This is a genomic window from Saccharopolyspora gloriosae (genome assembly GCF_014203325.1).
Classification (GTDB): Bacteria; Actinomycetota; Actinomycetes; order Mycobacteriales; family Pseudonocardiaceae; genus Saccharopolyspora_C; species Saccharopolyspora_C gloriosae.
The window spans coordinates 1,965,490-1,985,003 of record NZ_JACHIV010000001.1; the positions used below are offsets into that span (position 1 = coordinate 1,965,490).

At 72.4% G+C, this 19,514-nt stretch carries 22 protein-coding genes; 10 read left to right on the top strand and 12 right to left on the bottom strand.

The genetic code is table 11. From position 1 onward, the window contains the following. Positions 1 to 67: 67 nt before the first annotated feature. A complete protein-coding gene (locus tag BJ969_RS08960) occupies positions 68 to 1,156 on the bottom strand; it encodes an NAD(P)-dependent alcohol dehydrogenase (protein WP_184478351.1) in 1,089 nt (362 codons plus the stop codon). Positions 1,157 to 1,295: 139 nt separating this feature from the next. After that, positions 1,296 to 1,769, bottom strand: coding sequence for a DUF4334 domain-containing protein (locus tag BJ969_RS08965; protein ID WP_184478352.1), 474 nt, complete (start codon positions 1,767 to 1,769; stop codon positions 1,296 to 1,298). A 99-nt stretch (positions 1,770 to 1,868) separates the two neighbouring features. Between BJ969_RS08965 and BJ969_RS08970 the strand changes: the two genes are divergently transcribed. From BJ969_RS08970 to BJ969_RS08990, 5 genes are all read left to right on the top strand, one after another. Next, positions 1,869 to 2,459: a TetR family transcriptional regulator gene (locus BJ969_RS08970; RefSeq protein WP_184478355.1), complete on the top strand. Its 591-nt coding sequence runs from the start codon at positions 1,869 to 1,871 to the stop codon at positions 2,457 to 2,459. A gap of 31 nt (positions 2,460 to 2,490) precedes the next feature. Then, positions 2,491 to 3,243 carry a Clp protease N-terminal domain-containing protein gene (locus BJ969_RS08975; protein ID WP_184478357.1) on the top strand — a complete coding sequence of 251 codons (753 nt, stop codon included), beginning with the start codon at positions 2,491 to 2,493 and terminating at the stop codon, positions 3,241 to 3,243. Between the two features lie 10 nt (positions 3,244 to 3,253). Beyond that, positions 3,254 to 3,703, top strand: a complete 450-nt coding sequence (locus BJ969_RS08980) for an acyl-CoA thioesterase (protein ID WP_184478359.1) — start codon at positions 3,254 to 3,256, stop codon at positions 3,701 to 3,703. A 79-nt stretch (positions 3,704 to 3,782) separates the two neighbouring features. Beyond that, the gene (locus BJ969_RS08985; RefSeq protein ID WP_184478361.1) at positions 3,783 to 4,601 is read left to right on the top strand and encodes an SAM-dependent methyltransferase; all 819 of its coding nucleotides are present in this window, start codon (positions 3,783 to 3,785) and stop codon (positions 4,599 to 4,601) included. Positions 4,602 to 4,742: 141 nt separating this feature from the next. Further along, positions 4,743 to 5,903, top strand: coding sequence for a heparan-alpha-glucosaminide N-acetyltransferase domain-containing protein (locus BJ969_RS08990; RefSeq protein ID WP_343071307.1), 1,161 nt, complete (start codon positions 4,743 to 4,745; stop codon positions 5,901 to 5,903). A gap of 239 nt (positions 5,904 to 6,142) precedes the next feature. On the opposite strand, the gene BJ969_RS08995 is transcribed toward BJ969_RS08990, so the two are convergent. Genes BJ969_RS08995 through BJ969_RS09015 form a run of 5 tightly spaced genes read right to left on the bottom strand, consistent with a single transcriptional unit; the run spans position 6,143 to position 9,841 of the window. Further along, positions 6,143 to 6,925 (bottom strand): NERD domain-containing protein, encoded by a 783-nt coding sequence (locus tag BJ969_RS08995; protein ID WP_184478363.1) that lies wholly within the window; start codon positions 6,923 to 6,925, stop codon positions 6,143 to 6,145. A 28-nt stretch (positions 6,926 to 6,953) separates the two neighbouring features. Further along, a complete protein-coding gene (locus BJ969_RS09000) occupies positions 6,954 to 7,397 on the bottom strand; it encodes a hypothetical protein (RefSeq protein ID WP_184478365.1) in 444 nt (147 codons plus the stop codon). Positions 7,398 to 7,399: 2 nt separating this feature from the next. After that, positions 7,400 to 7,669: a YbaB/EbfC family DNA-binding protein gene (locus BJ969_RS09005; protein ID WP_184478367.1), complete on the bottom strand. Its 270-nt coding sequence runs from the start codon at positions 7,667 to 7,669 to the stop codon at positions 7,400 to 7,402. Then, a complete protein-coding gene (locus tag BJ969_RS09010; protein WP_184478369.1) occupies positions 7,666 to 8,721 on the bottom strand; it encodes a CHAP domain-containing protein in 1,056 nt (351 codons plus the stop codon). The genes BJ969_RS09005 and BJ969_RS09010 overlap by 4 nt, the downstream gene beginning before the upstream one ends. A gap of 16 nt (positions 8,722 to 8,737) precedes the next feature. After that, positions 8,738 to 9,841, bottom strand: coding sequence for a transglycosylase SLT domain-containing protein (locus BJ969_RS09015; RefSeq protein WP_246456721.1), 1,104 nt, complete (start codon positions 9,839 to 9,841; stop codon positions 8,738 to 8,740). Positions 9,842 to 9,964: 123 nt separating this feature from the next. On the opposite strand from BJ969_RS09015, the gene BJ969_RS09020 reads away from it, so the two are divergent. After that, positions 9,965 to 10,705: an enoyl-CoA hydratase gene (locus BJ969_RS09020; RefSeq protein WP_184478371.1), complete on the top strand. Its 741-nt coding sequence runs from the start codon at positions 9,965 to 9,967 to the stop codon at positions 10,703 to 10,705. On the opposite strand, the gene BJ969_RS09025 is transcribed toward BJ969_RS09020, so the two are convergent. Genes BJ969_RS09025 through BJ969_RS09040 form a run of 4 tightly spaced genes read right to left on the bottom strand, consistent with a single transcriptional unit; the run spans position 10,706 to position 14,590 of the window. Next, the gene (locus BJ969_RS09025) at positions 10,706 to 11,476 is read right to left on the bottom strand and encodes an ABC transporter permease subunit (RefSeq protein WP_184478373.1); all 771 of its coding nucleotides are present in this window, start codon (positions 11,474 to 11,476) and stop codon (positions 10,706 to 10,708) included. Further along, a complete protein-coding gene (locus BJ969_RS09030) occupies positions 11,473 to 12,423 on the bottom strand; it encodes an ABC transporter permease subunit (RefSeq protein ID WP_184478375.1) in 951 nt (316 codons plus the stop codon). Before BJ969_RS09030 ends, BJ969_RS09025 begins: the two co-directional genes overlap by 4 nt. After that, a complete protein-coding gene (locus tag BJ969_RS09035; protein WP_184478377.1) occupies positions 12,420 to 13,085 on the bottom strand; it encodes a class I SAM-dependent methyltransferase in 666 nt (221 codons plus the stop codon). Before BJ969_RS09035 ends, BJ969_RS09030 begins: the two co-directional genes overlap by 4 nt. Beyond that, positions 13,082 to 14,590 (bottom strand): ABC transporter substrate-binding protein, encoded by a 1,509-nt coding sequence (locus tag BJ969_RS09040; protein WP_184478379.1) that lies wholly within the window; start codon positions 14,588 to 14,590, stop codon positions 13,082 to 13,084. Before BJ969_RS09040 ends, BJ969_RS09035 begins: the two co-directional genes overlap by 4 nt. A gap of 388 nt (positions 14,591 to 14,978) precedes the next feature. Here BJ969_RS09040 and BJ969_RS09045 point away from each other — a divergent pair, with 388 nt between their 5' ends. Then, a complete protein-coding gene (locus tag BJ969_RS09045) occupies positions 14,979 to 15,863 on the top strand; it encodes a chitosanase (protein ID WP_184478381.1) in 885 nt (294 codons plus the stop codon). Between the two features lie 371 nt (positions 15,864 to 16,234). Further along, positions 16,235 to 16,723, top strand: coding sequence for a carboxymuconolactone decarboxylase family protein (locus BJ969_RS09050; RefSeq protein WP_184478383.1), 489 nt, complete (start codon positions 16,235 to 16,237; stop codon positions 16,721 to 16,723). Positions 16,724 to 16,820: 97 nt separating this feature from the next. Here the strand turns inward: BJ969_RS09050 and BJ969_RS09055 are convergent, their stop codons facing one another. After that, complete coding sequence (locus BJ969_RS09055; protein WP_184478385.1) at positions 16,821 to 17,408, bottom strand: helix-turn-helix domain-containing protein; 588 nt, start codon at positions 17,406 to 17,408, stop codon at positions 16,821 to 16,823. A gap of 186 nt (positions 17,409 to 17,594) precedes the next feature. Here BJ969_RS09055 and BJ969_RS09060 point away from each other — a divergent pair, with 186 nt between their 5' ends. Then, positions 17,595 to 17,864 carry a GlsB/YeaQ/YmgE family stress response membrane protein gene (locus BJ969_RS09060; protein WP_184478387.1) on the top strand — a complete coding sequence of 90 codons (270 nt, stop codon included), beginning with the start codon at positions 17,595 to 17,597 and terminating at the stop codon, positions 17,862 to 17,864. Positions 17,865 to 17,948: 84 nt separating this feature from the next. Beyond that, entirely contained in the window at positions 17,949 to 19,139 is a 1,191-nt protein-coding gene (locus BJ969_RS30775) for an alpha/beta hydrolase fold domain-containing protein (protein WP_184478389.1), read from the top strand. The last annotated feature ends 375 nt before the right edge of the window (positions 19,140 to 19,514 follow it).

A 19,514-nucleotide genomic window follows, 5' to 3' on the forward strand; every position in this document is an offset into this window, starting at 1 on the left:
CGAGCCACCAAGGCAACCAGCGAACCGGGTCCCGATCAAGGACCGATCCGCCGTCGTCCGCGCGGGATCACCAGACGAGCACGGGCTTCACCGCCGTCCCGGAGCGCTGGTCGGCGACCGCCGCGTTGATGTCGGCGAAGCGGTACTCCGCGACGAGGTCCCGCACGGGGAACCGCCCGGCGGCGTGCAGCTCCAGCAGTTCCGGGATGAACCGCTGCGGCACCGCGTCGCCTTCGATGCAGCCGCGGACGGTCTTGCCGCGGTAGAGCAGGTCGCGCAGGTTCAGCGTTGCTTCCGCCGCCCCGAGCCCGACCACGGCGGCCACGCCGGTGGCACCCAGCGCGGCCACCGCCTGGGTCAGCACGGCCGCGAGCCCGGTCGCCTCCAGCGCGTGCGTCACGCCGCCGCCGGTGCGCTGCGCGATCGCCGCGACGACGTCGGTCCGCGCCGGGTCCAGCGCGTCGTCCGCGCCCAGCCGCAGCGCGCGTTCCCGCCGCCGGGGCTGCACGTCGACGGCGATGATCGTGCGCACCCCGGCGGATCTCGCCGCCAGCAGCGCGGCCAGGCCGACCCCGCCCGCGCCGAAGATCGCCAGGCTCGAACCGGCGTCCGGCCGCAGCGCGTTGAGCACCGCACCGGCCCCGGTCTGGAATCCGCACCCCATCGGGGCCGCGACGAGCGGATCCACCCGCTCGCCGATCACCACGGCGTTGTCGGCGGTGGCCAAGGCGTGCGTGGCGAAGCAGGACTGGCCGAAGAACGAACCCGCCACCGGTTCGCCCCGCCGCGTCAGCGTCGGTGACCCGTCCGGGCGCCGGCCCGCGCTGTTGAGCCGCCGGGCCTGCTCGCAGTAGGGCCGGTCGCCCGCTCGGCACGGGCGGCAGCGCCCGCAGCTGCGATAGCTCAGCGCCACCCGGTCGCCGGGCTCGATCCCGGTCACGGCGGCGCCGACCCGCTCGACCACGCCGGTGCCCTCGTGCCCCAGGACGATGGGCTCCCGCCGGCGCGGATCGTCCTTGGCGACCAGGTCGGTGTGGCACAGCCCGGCAGCGGTGACGCGCACCAGGATCTCGTCGTCGCGCGGATCGTCGAGCGCAACGGTCTCCAGCACGAACTCGCCGCCCGGTTCCGGGACGACGGCTGCGGTGATCTGCATGAACCCCTCGATCTGAGCCGATCTCGAATCCGCGTCCCGGCCGCGGTGGCCGGGCTGAGCGAGGCGGTCGCGCTCGTGCGGACGGCGCTGTCGCGTGCGGCGCGGAGCCGCCCTCAGGGGGCCGCTGCGGGCGGGCCGGTCAGGTGCGTTCGAGCAGGAAGTAGTAGAAGCGCCCGTCGTCGAGGACCTGTTCCGGTCGGCCGTTCATGATCCCCATCAGGGTGTTCGGGTCGACCTGCTTGAAGTGGTCGAGCACGGGGCGCCCGTCGTAGACCATCGTCGCGGTCACCTCGCCGCGGAACTCGACGTCCCACAGCGTCGCCTCGCCGCCGCCGAGCTCGACGTTCGAGAACAGTTCTCCGTCGGCGTCCCGGCAGATCAGCGGCTTCGCGTCGAGCACCGAGTGGAAGGTCTTGCCGTGCCAGCGAGCGGCGATGAGCTGCCTGCCGAGCCGGTGGCCGGTGGCGAAGTCGGCGCCCCGCCAAGCGCCGAGCACGTCCGCGGCGGCCACGGTGTCCAGCGCGGCCCAGATCTCGTCTAGCTCGTCGGGGCAGACGCCGGAGTCCTGGTCGCGCAGTGCGGTGAACCGGGCGCGGGCTTGGTCGAGGTGCACGTCAACTCCTGGGCTGCGGCGGGCTGCGTTGCCGAACCAAGCGGTTCGGCGGCCGACCGTACTCCCGAACTGAACGGTTCGGCAAGGTAGTCTCGCCCGATGCGCGCAGCAGGACATGCCACGCGGGAGCGGATTCTCGCCGCCGCCACCGCCGAGTTCGCCGCCCGCGGTGTCGCCGGGGCCCGGATCAACCGAATCGCGACCGAGGCGCGCGCCAGCAAGGACCGGCTCTACGCGTACTTCCCCAGCAAGCAGGCGTTGTTCGACGAGGTCGTCCGGCAGTGGGTCGTCGACGTCGACGAGCGGACCGCGGTGCGCGGCGACGACGTTGCGGGCTACGTGGGCAGGTTGTTCGACCACTACCTGGACAACCCGCAGAGCGCCCGGCTGCAGGCGTGGATCGACCTGGACGAGCCCGAGCGGCTGGCGGCGGACGACCTGCGGCTGACCGCGCTGCGCCCGAAGATCGACGCGATCCGGCAGGGGCAGGCCGACGGGCACGTCGATGCCTCCTGGCATCCGGCGGACCTGCTCATCGTGCTGCTGGGGATCGCGCGGTCGATGGCGCTGTCGGCTCTGGCGGTCGGCAAGATCGACGGCGGCCCACGGGGTCGGGACGCAGCGGGGATCCGGCGGGCGGCGGTGCTCGCCGCGCAGCGAGTGGCCGAGCCATCGTCAACCGAAGGTTGACGGCCGATGATCGTCAACCTAGGGTTGACGCATGAGCGAACCGTTGCAGCTGGCGAACCCCGTTCGCCTCGACGACCTGATCGACGCCATCACGAACGTGCACTCCGGTGCGCTCGACCGGCTCTCCGCCGCGGTCATCGCGGCCGACCACCTCGGTGAGGTCTCCGACCACCTCATCGGCCACTTCGTCGACCAGGCGCGCCGTTCCGGCGCGTCCTGGAAGGAGATCGGCGCGGGCATGGGCGTCACGAAGCAGGCGGCGCAGCAGCGCTTCCTGCCGAAGGGCGGCACGCCCGACCTCGACCCGGCACAAGGATTCGGCCGGTTCACGCCGCGCGCCCGCAACGTCGTGCTGGCCGCGCAGAACGAGGCGCGCGCCGCGGGCAACACCGAGATCCGGCCGGAGCACCTGCTGCTCGGGCTGCTCGCCGAACCGGGGGGCCTGGCCATGCGCGCGATCACCGCGCACGGCATCGCCCCGGAGGCCGTGCGCCGAGCCGCCGCGGCGCCGCTGCCCGCCGGGGTGGACGAGGTGCCCGACCTGATCCCGTTCGACGGGGGCGCGAAGAAGGTGCTGGAACTGACCTTCCGCGAGGCGCTGCGCCTGGAGCACAACCACGTCGGCACCGAGCACGTCCTGCTGGCGATGCTGGAGCAGGAGAACGGCGGCGGCGTGCTCGCCGAGCTCGGCCTGGCCAAGCCCGCCGTCGAGGAGCACGTCGTCGCGGGCCTCGCCGCCATGGCCGCGGCACTCGACGCGGACGCGGATCCGGCCGGTGACTAGGGTCGGCGCCATGGTCGAACCTGCCGAAACCCCGCCGGGTCGCGCGGATTTCACCGTCCTCTGGCCGATCACCACGCGCTGGTCCGACAACGACGTCTACGGGCACGTCAACAACGTCGTGCACTACTCGTGGTTCGACACGGCGGTCAACGGCTGGCTGATGCGCGCCACCGGGGCCGACATCCGCGAGTTCCCCGAGATCGGGCTGGTCGTCGAGACGAACTGCCGGTACCTCGCCGAACTCGGTTTTCCCGATGACGTCGAGGTGGGTGTGGGCTTGGAGCGGCTGGGCAACTCCAGTGTGGTGTACCGGCTCGCCGTGTTCGGCAACGGTGCCGCCGAACCGGCCTCGCTGGGTCGCTTCGTGCACGTGTACGTCGACCGGGAGACCCGGCGTCCCGTTCGCGTGCCCGAGCGCATCAGGACCGCGCTCACCGGCCTCGCGGTCCTCGGCGGCTAGGAGCGGCCGAACAGCGGCGTCACCGAAAGTGCTGGTGCAGTAACGTGAAGTGATGCACCGGTGAGTCGGAGGTGGGGCCATGGGGCGGCCTGGAGCGCGACAGGAACGCACCGAGGACATCGACGTGCGGCGCCCCAATTCGGCCCGCATGTACGACTACTTCCTGGGCGGTTCGGCGAACTTCGAGATCGACAGGGAAGCCGGCCGGAAGGTCATCGAGGCCATGCCCGACACGGTCCACTCGATCCGCGCGAACCGCGGATTCCTCGGCCGGGCGGTCCGCTACCTCGTCGAGCAGGGAGTGGAGCAGTTCCTCGACCTCGGTTCCGGCGTGCCCACCGTCGGCAACGTGCACGAGATCGCGCACGTGCTCGACCCGTCGGTGCGCGTGGTCTACGTCGACAAGGAACCCGTGGCGGTCGCGCACAGCAGGCAACTGCTGGGCGACGTCAAGCAGGCGGACATCATCGAGGCCGACCTCCGCGACGTGCGGGGCGTGTTGGACGGCGCGACGGCGACCGGACTGCTCGACACCGCCCGCCCGGTCGGCCTGCTGATGGTCTCGGTGCTGAACTTCATCGCCGACTACCAGGAGACGACCGAGGTCGTGCGCGGCTACCTCGACGGCCTCGTGCCAGGCAGCTACCTCGCGCTTTCGCACGCGACGGCGGCGGGATTGCCGCAGGAGACCGCCGACCGCGTCGCGGAGGTGTACCGGAACGTCAACCCGCCGAGCTACTGGCGTTCGCCGGAGCAGATCGACGCGCTGCTGGGCGGGCTGGAACTCGTCCCGCCCGGCCTGGTGGCGCCGTCGCACTGGCGTCCGGACGTGCCGCCGGAGGTGTCCGCCGAGCGCATCGCCTACCGGGCCGGGGTCGGTGAACTCGTCGCCAGGTGAGGCAGGGACGTCCCGCTACCGCCGGCGAGACCGGGACGGCCGATCGGGCGAGGCGGGACGTACGACCGCCGGCCGGAAGTCGTAGGTATCGCGACCTCGAAGGGGGATCTCCGCGCGAGCTCGTTCCGCAACGATCGTCAGGTGACCACAACTACGCTTTCCTCGGGCGAGACGAGGAAAATCGACCCCCGCGAGACCGCGCGGCTCGTCGGGGTGGACGCCGCCCGCGGCCTGGCCGTGCTGGGGATGTTCGCCGCGCACACCGGGCCGCCGCAGGGACCGCTGCACGCGCTCGTGGCCGGGCGCTCGGCGGCGTTGTTCGCGGTGCTCGCGGGCTTGTCGATCGCGCTGCTCAGCGGTGGCGCGAACCCGGCGACCGGCCGGTCGGCCGCGCCGCGGATCGCGGTGCGCGCGGTGGTGCTGTTCGTGCTGGGGCTCGCGCTGACCGCGCTGCAGACGCCGGTCATGGTGATCTTGACGTCGTACGCCGTGCTGTTCCTGCTGTCGATCCCGTTGCTGCGCCTGCGTTCCGCGGCGCTCGCCGTCGCGGCGGCGGTGCTCGCCGTCGCCGGTCCGCTGGTGTCGTTCCTCGTCCGATCGGCCATGCCGCCGCAGCAGGAACTCGGCGTCACTCCCCGTTTCGAGTCGTTCGGATCATGGGAAGCGGCGGGCACCGCGCTGCAGCACGTGCTGCTCACCGGTGCCTACCCGGTGCTGACGTGGCTGCCGTTCGTGCTCGCGGGAATGGCGCTGGGCAGGCTCGACCTGCGGGCGGTGCGCGGCAGGCTCGTGCTCGTCGGCGGCGGGCTCGCGCTGCTCGGCTACGGCGGATCGTGGCTGGCGATGCACGTGTTCGGCGGGCGGGACCGGGTGCTGGAGCTGTTCGGCGGGGCGCTGCCGCCGGAGGTCGTGGACGCGACGCTGGCCACCGGGTTCGGCGCGGTGCCCACCACGGACCCGATCTACCTGCTGTCGGCGGGCGCGCACAGCGGCAGTCCCGTCGAGATCATCGGAGCGACCGGGGTGGCGGTGCTCGTGATCGGGCTGTGCCTGCTCGCGGAACGCGCGGGAGCGCTGCTGCTGCCGATCGCTTCGGTCGGGGCGCTCGCGCTCACCTCGTACGCGGGGCACATCGTGGCGCTGGCCGCGATCGGACTTCCCGCCTCGTGGGCCTCATGGCTGGTGCTGACCGCGATCACGCTGGTGTGCGCCACGTTGTGGCGGACGCTGCTCGGACGAGGCCCGCTGGAATGGGCATTGCACCACCTCTCGTCATGGCAACGTTCGCAACGACCCGCATAGCCGCCGGTGCGGCGAAACCGCAACGCCCATCAGTGTTCGTAGTCAGTGTCCTGTCAGCGGCGAAGCCGCTGAGCAGCGACCAGCTTGAGCAACCGGCGCCGCCGCGGGTTCTCAGCGGTTTCCTCGCGAGGACAGCATTTTTCCTCGTGGCGGAGCCACTTGGAAAAATGATCCCGCAGCGAGGAAACCGCTGAGGTTCCGCTACCTGACCCGCTACTCAAGCCGGAAGAATCGAGCCTTCAACCATCACGGCTGGCTCGGCGCTTTTCGTGGAAGGCGTGGTCTCGGCGCACTAGCCGGGCCACCTCGTCGGCGCTGGCGGGGCCGAGCGTCGGCGGGGCTTGGCGCAGGGTGCGCACCACTTCGTCGGTGCCGACGCTGACCAGCGCCAAACCGGGGCGGCGCACGGTGCCGAGCTGGGCGCGGGGGTTGATGATGACGACCACCGAGCGCACCAGCGCTTGGCGGCCCCGCTTCTGCAGGAAGTCCGCCAGTGCCTTGGACACGTCGGTGACCTGGCGGCCCCAGCTGCGTCCGCTGCGGTCGGTGAGGGTGCGGTTCTCGACGAGGTTGCCGTAGCGGTCGAACACCTCGGAACGCCAGGAATCCCCGTCCACGTGCACCTTGCCGGGGTGGTTCTTCACCTCGATGGCCCAGATCCCGCCGGGACCCACCACCAGGTGGTCGACTTCGCCGCGGCCGTTGCGGTAACCGCGGAACACCGTCCAGTCGTCGGAGAGCCGGTCGAGCGCCGAGGTCATCGCGTCCTCGGCCTCGATCCCGGCTTCCTGCTGGGCCAACCGGTGCTGCACCTGGTCTTCGTCGGCCGGGCGCTGCGCCTGGAGCCTGCGAAGCTCCAGCCACTGGGGCAGGAGCTTCCACACCTGCCACCAGCGCCGCGCGGCGTGCCGCGCCCGCACGTCCGCCACCGCCTGTTCGTACCGGCTGCGCCGCTGCTCGGCGGCCTGCTCGGTACGGCGGGCGGCGAACCGCGGATGGTCGGAGAGCACCTCAACACGCACCCCCGAACCGTACCGGGTGCCGTGGTGCTCACCGCCCCCACGCGGGGCGGTTCGACGCCCAGGGCGTCGTTCGCGACGAGTCGGTGAAGTCCTCGTCGTCCTCGTCGGAGTCCCGGCCGCGGGTTCGGGCCGGTGTGCCGGGCTGCTCGGCGGGGGCGAGTCGCTCGCCGATCGCGGCGGCCACACCGCGACCGCAGCCCCATTCCAGCGCGACGAGGCCCCGCCGCGTCGACTCCGCGCACGCCTCGGCGCTGAGCCGGGTGATCTCGGCGGCCAGCCGCTGCGGTCCTAGCGCGATCGCCTGCTCCGACACGGTGAGCTCGGTGAGCAGGCCGTTCAGGTCGACCGACAGCGAGATGCCCTCGCCGGTGGCCGTGCCGCGGATCTCGGCCATTCCCGCGGCCAGCCCGCGATTCGCGGGCAAGCTCTCGGCTATCGCGATCAGCGTCTTGACGCTGCGTCCGTCGCCCATCGCTACCTCCGGTCCTCGTCGTGGCGGGCGGCGTCGCCCGGTTCCAGTCCCAGCGCCGCGCGGTCTTGCGCGCTCAGCCCCGCGAGCCGGGGGTCGCGCGCCGCAGCGCGGGTGGCCTGGGCGTTCGCCTCGTGGGCCAGGGTCGTGATCGTGCTCGCCAGCTTGGCGCCGCCGCCGCGCAGCGCGCTCGGGTCCAGCACGAGGGAGCGCAGCGCTCCGCCGGGAGAGACTTCGACGGCGACGCCGCCGCGTTCCGCACGTCCGGTGGTCATTCGGGATGCACCCCTCCGTAGAACTTGTCCGCGTCGTCGGGAAGCGTGTAGGTCATCCGCTGCACCTTGTCGCTGGAATTGCCTTCGATCGTGGTGATCTGGTTGCCTTCGACCTTTTCGATGATGCCGATGTGGGTGCTCTGCATCTGGTCCGGTCCGGTGCCGAACAGCAGCGCGTCGCCCGGTTTCGCGCTCTCCGCAAGGGAATCCTGGTCGTAGGCGGTCCCGTGCTCCTGGCCCCACTTGTAGACGTCGCCGCTGTAGCCGAGGCTGCCGATGTCCACCCCGGCTTCCTGCCACATGGAGGTGGCGAAGTAGGAGCACCACGGCTGCCCGTCCGGACCCCACTTGTTCTTGTCGTTCGGGCCTTCCTCGAAGCCCAGGTTCTCGCGCGCCCTCGCGAGGATGTCCTCGGTCTTCGATCCCGGCTTGTCCTGCCCGGCGTCGCCCCGGTCCTCGCCGGGCCCGTCCGTCTCCTGCTCCTTCGGCGGATCGGCGATGCCGTCGCCGTCGAGGCGCTGCTGCAACTCGCGCAGCTTCTGCGCGGCCCGCTCCATCTCGTCCTGAGCTCCCTTGAGCTCCCCGCCGGAGTCCTTGATGAACCCGCCCGCCAGGTCGCTGAGCTGCGCGGCGGCCTGCATCAGGCCACCCGGAGCGTTGAGCCCCACCGCGGCGAGCCCGGCGCCCAGGAACTGCGTGGACTTCTCGACGAAGTCGCCGATGAGGCCGCCGACGGTGTCGTGCCTGCCGCCGAGCGCCTGGGACACTTCGCCCGCGATCTTCGCGGCCTCCGCGCTGGCCTCCGCGGTGGTCGCGAGGTCGGTGGTGAGTTTCTCCACCTGCTGCTTGAAACCGTCGATGGCCTTGCTCTGCCAGCCGCCCAGCAGCGTCTCGGCCGCTTCGCGCTGGGCGTCGCTCTGCTGCCGGACCCCTTCGGCGGCTCGCTCCAACGCGCCCTGCGCGTCCTGCACGCCCCCGGCATCGCCTTCCAACTTGCCCTGGTGCGCGGTGAGCTCGCCGACGAACTTCGTGGCGATCGCTGCCACATCCACCTGTTCCTCCCCCGTGTCAGAGCTTCAGGACGCCTTCCAGTGCCTTGATCGACTCGTCGTCCGCGTCGAGGTACGTCTTGGCCGCGTCCGCGGCGGCCTGCCCGAGCGAGCGGGCGCTCTCGCCGACCGCGGCGACCTGCTTGTCGAGGCTCTTGCTCAGATCGGCCAGCGCGCCGGCGAATCCCGTCTCCTCGCCGACCTCGCCGAAGCTGTTCGGGGCGAGGCCGGTCACCGAATCGAGGGCGCGCTTGCCGATGTTCCCCAGTTCTTCGGCGATCCCCTCCACGGCTTTGGCGTAGTCGGTGAGGAGATCCGTTTCCACGGTGAAGCCGTTGTCCTGGCCGCCGCTGTCGGCGGGCGGTCCGGATGGTTGCTCGGTGCTCCCGCCCGGCGGTCCGGAGGGGCCGGTGTCCCCGCCGCCCTCGATCGCGGCGGCGGCCTTCTGGGCTTCGTCGAGGTGTTCCTTGTAGGTGCCGTCGTTGTAGGTCGACCACGGGACGAAGTTCTCGCCGTTCCCGGCGATCGAGTAAGCCGCCTCGGCGTTCTTCGCCGGGTCGAGCAGTTCGTCATCGGAACTCAGGCCGAATCGCTCGCGGCGGCCCGGACCGAGGTCGCCGTGCAGGTTGATCTGCCAGAGACCGTACGAGTCGTCGGGTTCCTGACCGTTGTGCGCTTCGGTGTTCCCGCTGGATTCGGCCATCGCCACCGCCACCGCGGTGGACAATGCCTCGCCGCGGAAACCCGCGTCGTAGGCGTGCTGAGCGATCTGCTCCGGTGAAAGTGTCGTCACGGTGAGGAGTATGGGCACGCCGCTACCGGGGAGTCGGTGAAATCGGGTATTTCCCGCGAAAAGGAACCGCTGCGGGTTTTCGGGAGGAAAGCGATCGTCCCGGTCGATTTCGGTAACGAATCGAAAGCGGCGTGCACAGTGGACGGAGTTCTCAGTGGACGGCGGGAAGAGGTGGAACATTCCGGTGCGCGGGCGGTTTTTCCCGATCGGTGTTCCGGCATGTCCGGACATGATTGCGAGCGAACGAAAAGACGTGGACATGATCCGATGCCGGTCTTCACTCGTCAGGCCGGAACGAACATCACCGATTCGGCCGAGCGCCGCGGACATGTGATCTGTGGCGGCCGAACCCCCGCGTGCGGTCCGGCGGTGGTGCACTGGCCGAGGCCACCGGCGGCGGTGGCGCAGCGACGACATCACCGGCGCGGCCGGTGCGGCACTGGAGGCGCATCGATGATCACCACCGGGTGGGACGGGCCGATCGGACTGATCACGCTCGACCGGCACGAACGGCGCAACGCGCTCGACCTGGAGCACTGCGAGGCGCTGCGCGACGCGGTGCCCGCACTGGTGGAGCAGGGCGCGCGGGCATTGGTGATCACCGGCGCGGGCAGCACCTTCTGCGCGGGCGCCGACCTCGACGGCGTGTACGGCGACGAGTTCCGGGACGGGCTCTACGACGCGCTGCAGACCGTGCTCACGGTGCCGGTCCCGGTGATCGCCGCCGTCAACGGACCCGCGGTCGGCGCGGGCGCCCAGCTCGCGCTGGCGGCCGACCTGCGGATCGCCGCGCCGGACGCGTACTTCGCGGTGCCCACCGCGCGCAACGGGCTCGCCGTCGACCCGTGGACGGTCCGGCGCCTGTCGCTGCTGGCCGGGGGAGGAGCGGCCCGCTCGCTGCTGCTCGCCGCCGACCGGCTCGGCGCCGAAGTGGCCCACCAGCGCGGAGTGGTGGACCGGCTCGGGGACCACGACGCGGCCGTGGCGTGGGCGCGGGAGATCGGTGAGCTGGCGCCGTTGTCGCTGCGCTACTCGAAGATGGCGCTGAACTCGCTCGACTCCGGCGGGTTCGACCCCGGCGAGCAGGGTGACGAGCTCGAAGCGGCCTACGCCGACTGCTGGGCCAGCGAGGACGCCGCCGAAGCGAGCCGGGCCCGGACCGAGCGGCGCACGCCGCGGTTCCAGGGCAAGTGATCACTCACGGGTGCGCGCGAAGCAGGCGCTGACCAGCGCCTGCACCGCCACCAGCGCCAGCACCGGAGCCGCCAGCAGCCACGGAGCGGTGCCGAGGTGATCGACCGACTCCGCGATCATCGCGCCCCACTCCGGGCTCGGCGGTGGGGGGCCCAACCCGAGGAAACCCAGCGCCGCCACGGTGTTCACCAGCGCGGGCAGGCGCACCGCGGCGAGCGCGCCCGTAGCGGGCGCCAGGAACGGCAGCAGCGAGCGGTGCCAGATCCGCAGCCGGCCCGCGCCGAGCGCCCGGTGCGCCAGCACCCAGTTCCGCGTCCGCAGCTGCGCGGTCATCGCGTCCGCGTTCCGGGCGAACGGCAACCAGCCCACCCCGGCCAGGGCCAGCAGCAGCGCCGTCGTGCTCGGCCCCGCGATCAGCGCCGTCACCAGCGCCACGATCAGCGGCGGCAGCGCCGTCGCCACGTCCACCCCCGCCCGCACCAGCGCGGCCACCGGCGACGTGCTCCAGCCCGTCGCGCATCCCGCCAGCGTGCCCAGCAGCACGGCGGCGGCCAGCGCGGTGCCCGCGGTGCCGAGCGTGACCACCGCGCCGTGCGCGAGCCTCGCCAGCACGTCCCGGCCCAGCTCGTCGGTGCCCAGCGGGTGCGCGAGGGACGGGGCTCGCAGCACCTCGCCCATGTTCGTGGCGAGCGGATCGCCGCCCGCCGCGATCACCAGCACCAGCAGGAACGTTCCGGCTCCGAGCAGCCCGGCGATGCGACGCGGCCTCACCGGAGGGCCTCCCGCCGGGTGCGGGGCTCGGCGGCGAGCCCGAGCAGATCGCCCGCCGCGCCCACGCACAGCGCCGCGAACGCCGCCACCACCAGACCGGCCTGCACCACCGGCACGTCCTGCGCGCGCACCGCCTCCACGACGGTGCTGCCCAGCCCGGGGATGTCGAAGACGACCTCGATGGCGGTGGTGCCGGAAACGGCGCCCGCCGCGTTGTAGGTCACCAGCGACAGCGCCGCGGGCAGCGCCGGCCGCGCCAGGTGCACGCCCCAGATCCGCGCCGCGCCGAGTCCCCGCGCCCGCGCCGCGAGCGCGAAGTTCTCCCGCCGCAACGCCACCACCTGTTCGCGGGTCACCGCGGCGATCGGCACCGACAGCGACGGCACCAGCGACAGCAGCGGCAGCACCGAGTGCTCCGGGCCCCGCCACCCCGAGCTCGGCAGCACCTGGAGTCCGACCGCGAACACCAGCACCAGGATCGGGGCCAGCGCGAACTCCGGGAGCGCCGAGAACACCCGCACCAGCCCGGACAGCACCCGGTCGGTGACCGAACCGGGGCGGTGCGCCGCGAGCAGACCCGTCAGGTAGCCGACGAGGAACGACAGCACGGCCGCGCCCAGCATGATGCCCAGCGACACCTGGAGCGCGGGCCCGATCACCACCGCCACCGGGACGCCGGAGACCCACGAGGACCCCAGGTCGCCGGTGGCCATCGAACCGAGCCGCGCCAGAACCCGTTGCGGCAGCGGCAGATCCAGCCCCAGCTCGGTGCGGATTCCCGCCAGCACCGCCGGATCCGGGTCGGCTTCCGCGTAGCGGGCGGCGAGCACCGTGCGGGCGGCGTCCACCCCGGTGAGCTCCGGCAGCAGCACCGCGACCAGCACGATCAGCGCCGCCACCACCGGCGCCACGCCCAGCCGGGCCAGCAGCCCGCGCCCTCCCGTCACCGTCGCGGGGTTCTGGCGGAGAGCAGGAAGAAGCCGGGGGCGCTCGGATACGGCGCGGTGTCGAACAGTCCGGTGCGATCGGTGGGCTCGACGAAACCGGCCCGGCCGACCAGCTCGGCGCAGCTCGCGAAGTCGAACCCCATCGGCAGCGCCGGCGCGGCGTCCGCGTAGGACGCGCCGAACCGCCGCTCGGTCGCGTCGTCCCCGGCCGCGGCCTCGTTCCACCGGCCGTCGCTGACGACCAGCAGCCCGCCCGGTCGCAGGACCGCCGCCCACGAGTCCACCGCGCGCCGCGCGTCGGGCAGCGTCCACAGCACGTTGCGGGTGACCACCACGTCGAACGGTCCCGCGGGCGGTTCGTCGGCCGCGCCGAGCAGCCACCGGACGTCGAGCCCTTCGGCGGCACCGCGCTCCCCGGCGACCTCCAGCATTCCCGGCGAGGCGTCCTGCCCGGTGACGCGGTGGCCGTCGGCGGCGAGGATGCGGGCGAGGAACCCCGTGCCGCAGCCCGAATCCAGCACGCGCGCGCCCGGACCGGCCAGGTCCGCCACCAGCGGCCCGAGGCGCTTCGCCCACAGGTCCCGCGCCGGGTCCTGGCCGGGTTGCCGGTCGTAGCCGCGGCGGGCGCGGTCGTTCCAGTAGTCGATGATCGGGGTGCTCATCGCAGCACGACCTCCTCGGTGAGGAACTCCCGTTCCAGCGGGTCGGCGGGGACGCCGCTCACCTCGGCGCGGTGGGCGAAGCGCTGCTGCTCGTGCACCAGCGGCACGCCCGCGACGCGCTCGGCGAGCAGGTCGTCGGCGCGGCGGAAGACCGCGGCGCGCCGGTCCGGGGCGCTGATCCCGGGCAGCTCGGCGAGCAGCGAATCCAGCTCCGGCGCGCAGAAATGGTCCAGGTTGAACCCGCCCCGGCAGCTGAAGTCGCTGGTCAGGTGCGCGGCGGCGTCGGGGACGTCGACGAGCTGGTTGCGCGAGTACACCGCGGCGTCGAGCTCTCCGGACAGGATGCGCGGCTCGATGCTCCCGGCGGGTTCCTGCACGATCCGGACGGTGAACCCGGCCCGGCCGAGCTCGTCGGCGACGACGGTCGTCAGCGCGGGCAGCTCCGGGCGGTCCGGGTAGGTGCCGATGGTGATGGGAACGGGCGCTCCGCCGGTGACCTCGGTGACGGTCCGCCGCGCCGCCGCCGGGTCGGGCCGCGGCGGCGGGTGCTGCTCGCTCCACGGCACGGCGGGCCCGAAGTAGCGGCTCGCGGCCACTCCCTGCCCCCGCAGCACCCCGGTGACCAGGCCCGCGCGGTCGATCGCCGCCGCGGCGGCTTCGCGCAGGCGCGGGTCGGCGAACGGGCCGCCGGAGGTGTTGAGGTGCAGCGCCGTCGTGCGCGGCAGGTCCACCGCGTCGACCCGGAGCCCGGAATCGGCGCGCACCTCGGCGAGCTGGGAGACCGGGACCTTGTCGATGAGGTCGAACTCGCCGCTGCGCAGCCCGTTCACCCGCGCCGAGGCGTCCTCCACGAACCGCACTTCGGCCCGCTGGACCTGCGCGAGCCCGCCGCGGTAGCCGTCGAACCGGCGCAGCGACACGCTTCGGTCGCCGTCGGTTCCGGTCACCTCGAACGGCCCGGTGCCCGCGCCCTTCGCCGGGTCGACCGAACCGTCCGGGCGGATCGCGGCGGGCGCGAGGACCGCCGTGTTCGCGGCGCTGAGCCGCTGCGGCAGGATCGGATCGGGTGCGGAGGTGCGCACCGCGAGCGTGCGCTCGTCCAGCGCGTCGGCGCGTTCGACGGTGCCGCGCAGCGCTCGCGGCGGGGCGGGGTCGTGCACGACGCGGTTGATCGACTCCGCGGCGGCGCGCGCCGTCACCGGCTCACCGGAGTGGAAGCGCACGCCCTCGACGAGCGTGAACCGCCACTCGGTCGGCGCGGCCCGGCGCCACGACTCGGCCAGTCCGGGCTCGGCGCCGCCGTCCATGGCGCCGTCGACGAGCGTTTCGGTGACGCCGAGCCGCTGCAGCAGCAACGCGTCGTCGGAGGCGGGGGACCAGTCGGCCCGCGGCGGGATCGTCACCGCCACCCGCAACGTGCCCGCATCCGCTCCACCGCCGGTGAACCCGCACCCGGCGAGCACCAGCACGAGCCCGAAGGCCAGGAATCCCACACCGCGTCGCAATTGCCAACTCCTTGCAACAAGACCGACGCGGATCCTTGCACGACCCGGACGGCGACGACGAGGAATAGTGGCGATCGCCTCCCGAACCGCCGAACGCGGCAGCGCACCGGCGGAACGGCCCTGCTGTGGGAACTGTGGAAAATTCCCAGTTGTGCCGTGGAAAAGCGGCCCGAGCGGACTTGCCGGGGGAGCGCGGACCCTCGCGATTCGAGAGCGCTGAGCTGGCGAGGTGGCGAGCGCTTGGGCCGAATGCCACGTCACGGCCGGTGGACGCGGTCGGGAGCAGGTGCGGGCGGGCCACCTCAAGTGATCTTGACGGCCGGGCGGCCGGACGGTTGGCTGCTCGCCGTCACCGGATCGAGATCGGTCGTCGCCAGAGGAGCCAGCCATGCCCATCCCGTCGCCCCAGCCGTCCCGCCGGGCCCTCCGGCTGCTGCTCGTCACCGGTGTCGCCGCGAGCGCCCTCGGCGCCACCGCGCTGCCCGCCCTGTCGGCGGCCTCCGCCGCGCCGGTCGCCTCCTCGGTCGCGCCGCCCGCGCTCGCCGCGCACCTCGCCGCCGAAGGCGATCTCACGGACCCGCGCACCAAGGACATCGCGATGCAGCTCGTCTCCAGCGCGGAGAACTCCTCGCTGGACTGGCGCGCGCAGTTCGGCTACATCGAGGACATCGGCGACGGCCGCGGCTACACGGCAGGCATCATCGGCTTCTGCTCCGGCACCGGGGACATGCTGGAACTCGTCGAGGCCTACACCGAGGCGAAGCCGGACAACCCGCTCGCCGAGTACCTGCCCGCGCTGCGCGAGGTCAACGGAACCGACTCCCACGAAGGACTCGACCCCGGCTTCACCGACGCCTGGGCGCAGGCGGCCGAGGACCCGGACTTCCAGCAGGCGCAGGAATCCGAGCGCGACCGGGTGTACTTCAGCCCCGCCGTGGACCAGGCCAAGGCCGACGGCCTCGGTGCGCTCGGCCAGTTCGCCTACTACGACGCGATCGTGATGCACGGTCCCGGCCAGGACTGGCCCAGCTTCGGCGGCATCCGCCAGGCGGCGCTGGACCGCGCGACCCCGCCCGCCGAAGGCGGCGACGAGACGGCCTACCTGCACGCCTTCCTCGACGCCCGCGTCGAGGCGATGCGCGAGGAGGAGGCGCACAGCGACACCAGCCGCGTCGACACCGCCCAGCGCCGGTTCCTGGACGAGGGCAACCTCGCCCTGACCCCGCCGCTGAACTGGGAGGTCTACGGCACCCCGTTCAGCATCGAGCAGTGACCCCCGGCCCCGGAGCGGCTCCCGCCCGGAACGACGACCAGTAGCTCGCTCCGCCCCACTCCGTACGCCCCCCCCGAAAGGCCCACCTCACCACCCGCAGTCACCCCGCAATTTCGCGAGAAATCGCACCCCTGCCACACCCGCGCCACCCAAAACCCGGCCGTAACACCAGTTCAAGACCCGTGTTTGCCGGGGAACTCATTTCGGGGGCTCGCGATTTCTCGCGAAATTGCGCGAGTTGTCCACAGGTGGGGAATCGGTCCCCAGTCGTTCAGGGGTGCCCCGGCGGGGGAGCTGCCCGGGACTGGACCAGGTGATCGGGGGCGAAGTGGACCAGGTGGGTGGGCCACTCCGGGACTAGCGTTGCTCGCATGGCGAACGAATCCGGCTACGAACCCGAACACGCGCCGCGGCTGAACCTGCAGGAACTCGCACCGGACGTGTACAAGAGCATGATCCGGCTGGACTCGGCGGCCCGGAAGGGCCTCGACCCGGTTCTGCTGGAGCTGGTGAAGATCCGCGCGTCGCAGCTCAACCACTGCGCGTTCTGCCTCGACATGCACAGCAAAGACGCGCTGGCAGCCGGTGAGTCGGTGCAGCGCGTCGTGCAGCTCTCGGCGTGGGAGGAATCGCGGCACTTCTACACCGCGAAGGAGATCGCGGCGATCGAACTCACCGAGGCGATCACCGTGCTGACCGACGGGTTCGTGCCCGACGACGTCTACGACCGGGTCGCGAAGCACTTCGACGAGACCGAGCTGGCGCATCTCATCGCCGCCATCACGGTGATCAACGCCTGGAACCGCTTCGCCGTGACCAGCCGCAACGTCCCCGGCCACTACACCCCGGGCTCGCACTGAACGTTCCTCCGGAACGGCCTGCGCAGGTGTCCGGCGGTGGAACCCGGTGGCTCCGCCGCTGAGACGGCACCGCGAGGCGAGGACGTCGAGCGCGGGGCTACCCGCGGGGTTTCGCCCTGGTGTGGACCCGTTCTCCCTGGGGTCCGAACAGGACGAGGAGTTCCACCGTCGCGGCGTCGGCGGGGCCGAACCAGTGCGGGACCCGGGTGTCGAACTCCGCCGCCTCGCCGGCCTGCAAGGTCAGGTCGCGTTCGCCGAGCACCAGTCGCAAGCGTCCATTGAGGACGTAGAGCCACTCGTAGCCCTCGTGCGTCTGCGGGTCCGGCTCGCCCCGGCCGGTGGGAATGATCATCTTGAACGCCTGCACGCCGCCGGGGCGCCGGGTCAGCGGGATGTGCGTCATGCCGTGGCGCACGATCGGCTTCGCGTGGATCCGCGGATCACCCGTGGCGGGGGCGCCGACGAGTTCGTCCAGCTGGACCTGGTGCGCTTTGGCCAGCGGCAGCAGCAGTTCCAGGCTGGGGCGGCGGCTGCCGGATTCGAGGCGGGACAGGGTGCTCACCGAGATGCCGGTGGCCTCCGACAGCCCGGCCAGCGTGAGCCCGCCGCGCTTGCGCAACGCCCGCAGCCGCGGCCCCACCTCCGCCAGCGTCGCGTCCAGCTCGGGGGACGAGGGTTCGCTCATCCGGCCATTGCAAAATCGGCAACGGAATTTGTCAACGGTTCGCGAGGGTGTGCGCTGCCGCGAAGGCGGCCGATGCGTCCGATCGGGTCCGGTTTCACCCGGTGCCGCCCCCTTCCGGTTCGGCTCGGGGCTTTACGGACAGTAGGGTGCCGGATCGGGAGGGGCACCGAGAGAAGGAGGAAAGCGATGGTGTGGACCATCCTCGGCTGGATCGTCTTCGGCCTGATCGCGGGTTTCATCGCGCGGGCCGTCGTTCCGGGCAAGGACGACATCGGACTGCTGATGACGATCGTGCTCGGCGTCGTCGGCTCGGTCGTCGGCGGACTGATCTTCGGGCTGCTGACCGTGGGCATCCGGGGCTTCCAGCCGACCGGCTGGATCGGTTCGATCATCGGCGCGATCGTCGTGTTGATCATCTACAACAAGGTCACCGGGCGCAAGAGCCGCCAGGATTGAGCGACAGCGGCGCGGGTCCCTGCGGCCCGCGCCGTGCCCGGAACGAGACCGGCCGTTGACGTCCTGATCCAGCAGAGGTGAGACGTGGCGGGTGAGGCCCGGCGGTGGTCCGCCGCCAGAGCGTTCGGCGTCGTGGTGGTCTCGGCGGGCGTCGTGGTCGCCGTCGCCGCGGCACTGCTCGCGTTCGGCGCGCTGATTCCCGCGCTGCCGTTCTTCGGGGTCCTCGGCTCGCAGCTCGTCGGCCGGTGGGCCTTCCGTTTCGTGCTGCTCGGCCTCGTGCTGGCGGTGGTCGCCGCGGCCGGGTGGTGGCTGCGGGTGCGGCGATCCGCCGGAGTGCTCGGCGGCGGCGCCCTGGTCGCGCTGGCCGGCTCGCTCGTCGTGCTCGGCGGCCAGCTCTCCTTCGCGCACGACCGCGGTGTTCCGGTCGGGTTCGCCGACGTGCTGGGCGCGGGCACGCCCGCCGCGCCACCGGACCGGACCGAGGTCTTCGCCGAGGCCGAGGGCCACGAACTGGAAGCCTCCGTCTGGTCCCCGCCGCGCTCGGGTGCCGAGCGCCCTGCCGTGGTGTGGGTGCACGGCGGTGGCTTCAGCTCCGGCAGCCGCTTCGAGCAGCGCGCCCTGTACCGGTACCTCGCGGACCGGGGCTATCCGGTGATCTCGATCGACTACCGCCTCACCCCGCCGCCGCGCTGGTACGACGCCACGTCCGATGTGGTGTGCGCGCTGTCCTGGATCACCGAGCACGCCGCTGAGCTGGGGGTCGACCCGTCGCGGCTGGTGCTCTCCGGCGGGTCGGCGGGCGGCGGTCTCGCCATCAACGCCGGGTACGCGCTGGCCGATCGGCGCGACGTGGGCGGCTGCGGCGGGGTGCGGCCGGCGCCGCCGATCGCGGTGGCGGGGTTCTACCCGGCGGTCGACCTGGCCGGGGCGTACGCGGACGCCGGGCTCGGCGGTTACGGCAGGCGGACGGCGGTCGCGTTCCTCGGTGGATCGCCGGAGCAGGTCCCGGAGCGCTACGCGTACGCGTCGGCGCTGGCGCGGGTCCGGCCGGGGCTGATGCCGACCCTGCTGGTCACCGGCATCGACGATCACCTGATCTTGGAGAAGCGGGTCCGCGGGTTCGCCGACCGGCTGCGCGCGGCGGGTGACGTCGTGGACTACGCGGCGGTGCCGTTCTCCGACCACGCCTTCGACTCCCGCTTCCACACCATCGGCGGCGCGGTGAGCCGGGCGGAACTGCTGCGGTTCCTGCGCGCGCACGTCCCGCCGGACTGAGCGGACACGCCCGGCGCGGCGTCCGCGTCGACCGGTCGGCCGTGTCGCGCGAGCGCAACCTGAATGTGGGCAGCGGCATCAAGTGAGATGTCCGAATTGGTCTAATTGGGTTCTTTGTATCGACTGGTCGGCTCCCGCATGTCAAGGTCAGCACGTGAGCGAGGGAGATCGCCGCCCACCGTGCGGGAGCTGCAGCCGAACGAGATACGGGGAACGCGTGCCGCACGGCGCGACTCGTTCCCGACGCGCGTGAACTAGCGCGCCACAGCGCTCCGCGCCTTCCCGCTCGGGCCTTGCAACGCCGCAATGCGCCCGGAAACCGGGAGTCCGCCCGCCGCCGCGCCCGCTTCGGGAAGCGGCCACCGGGCCCAAGCG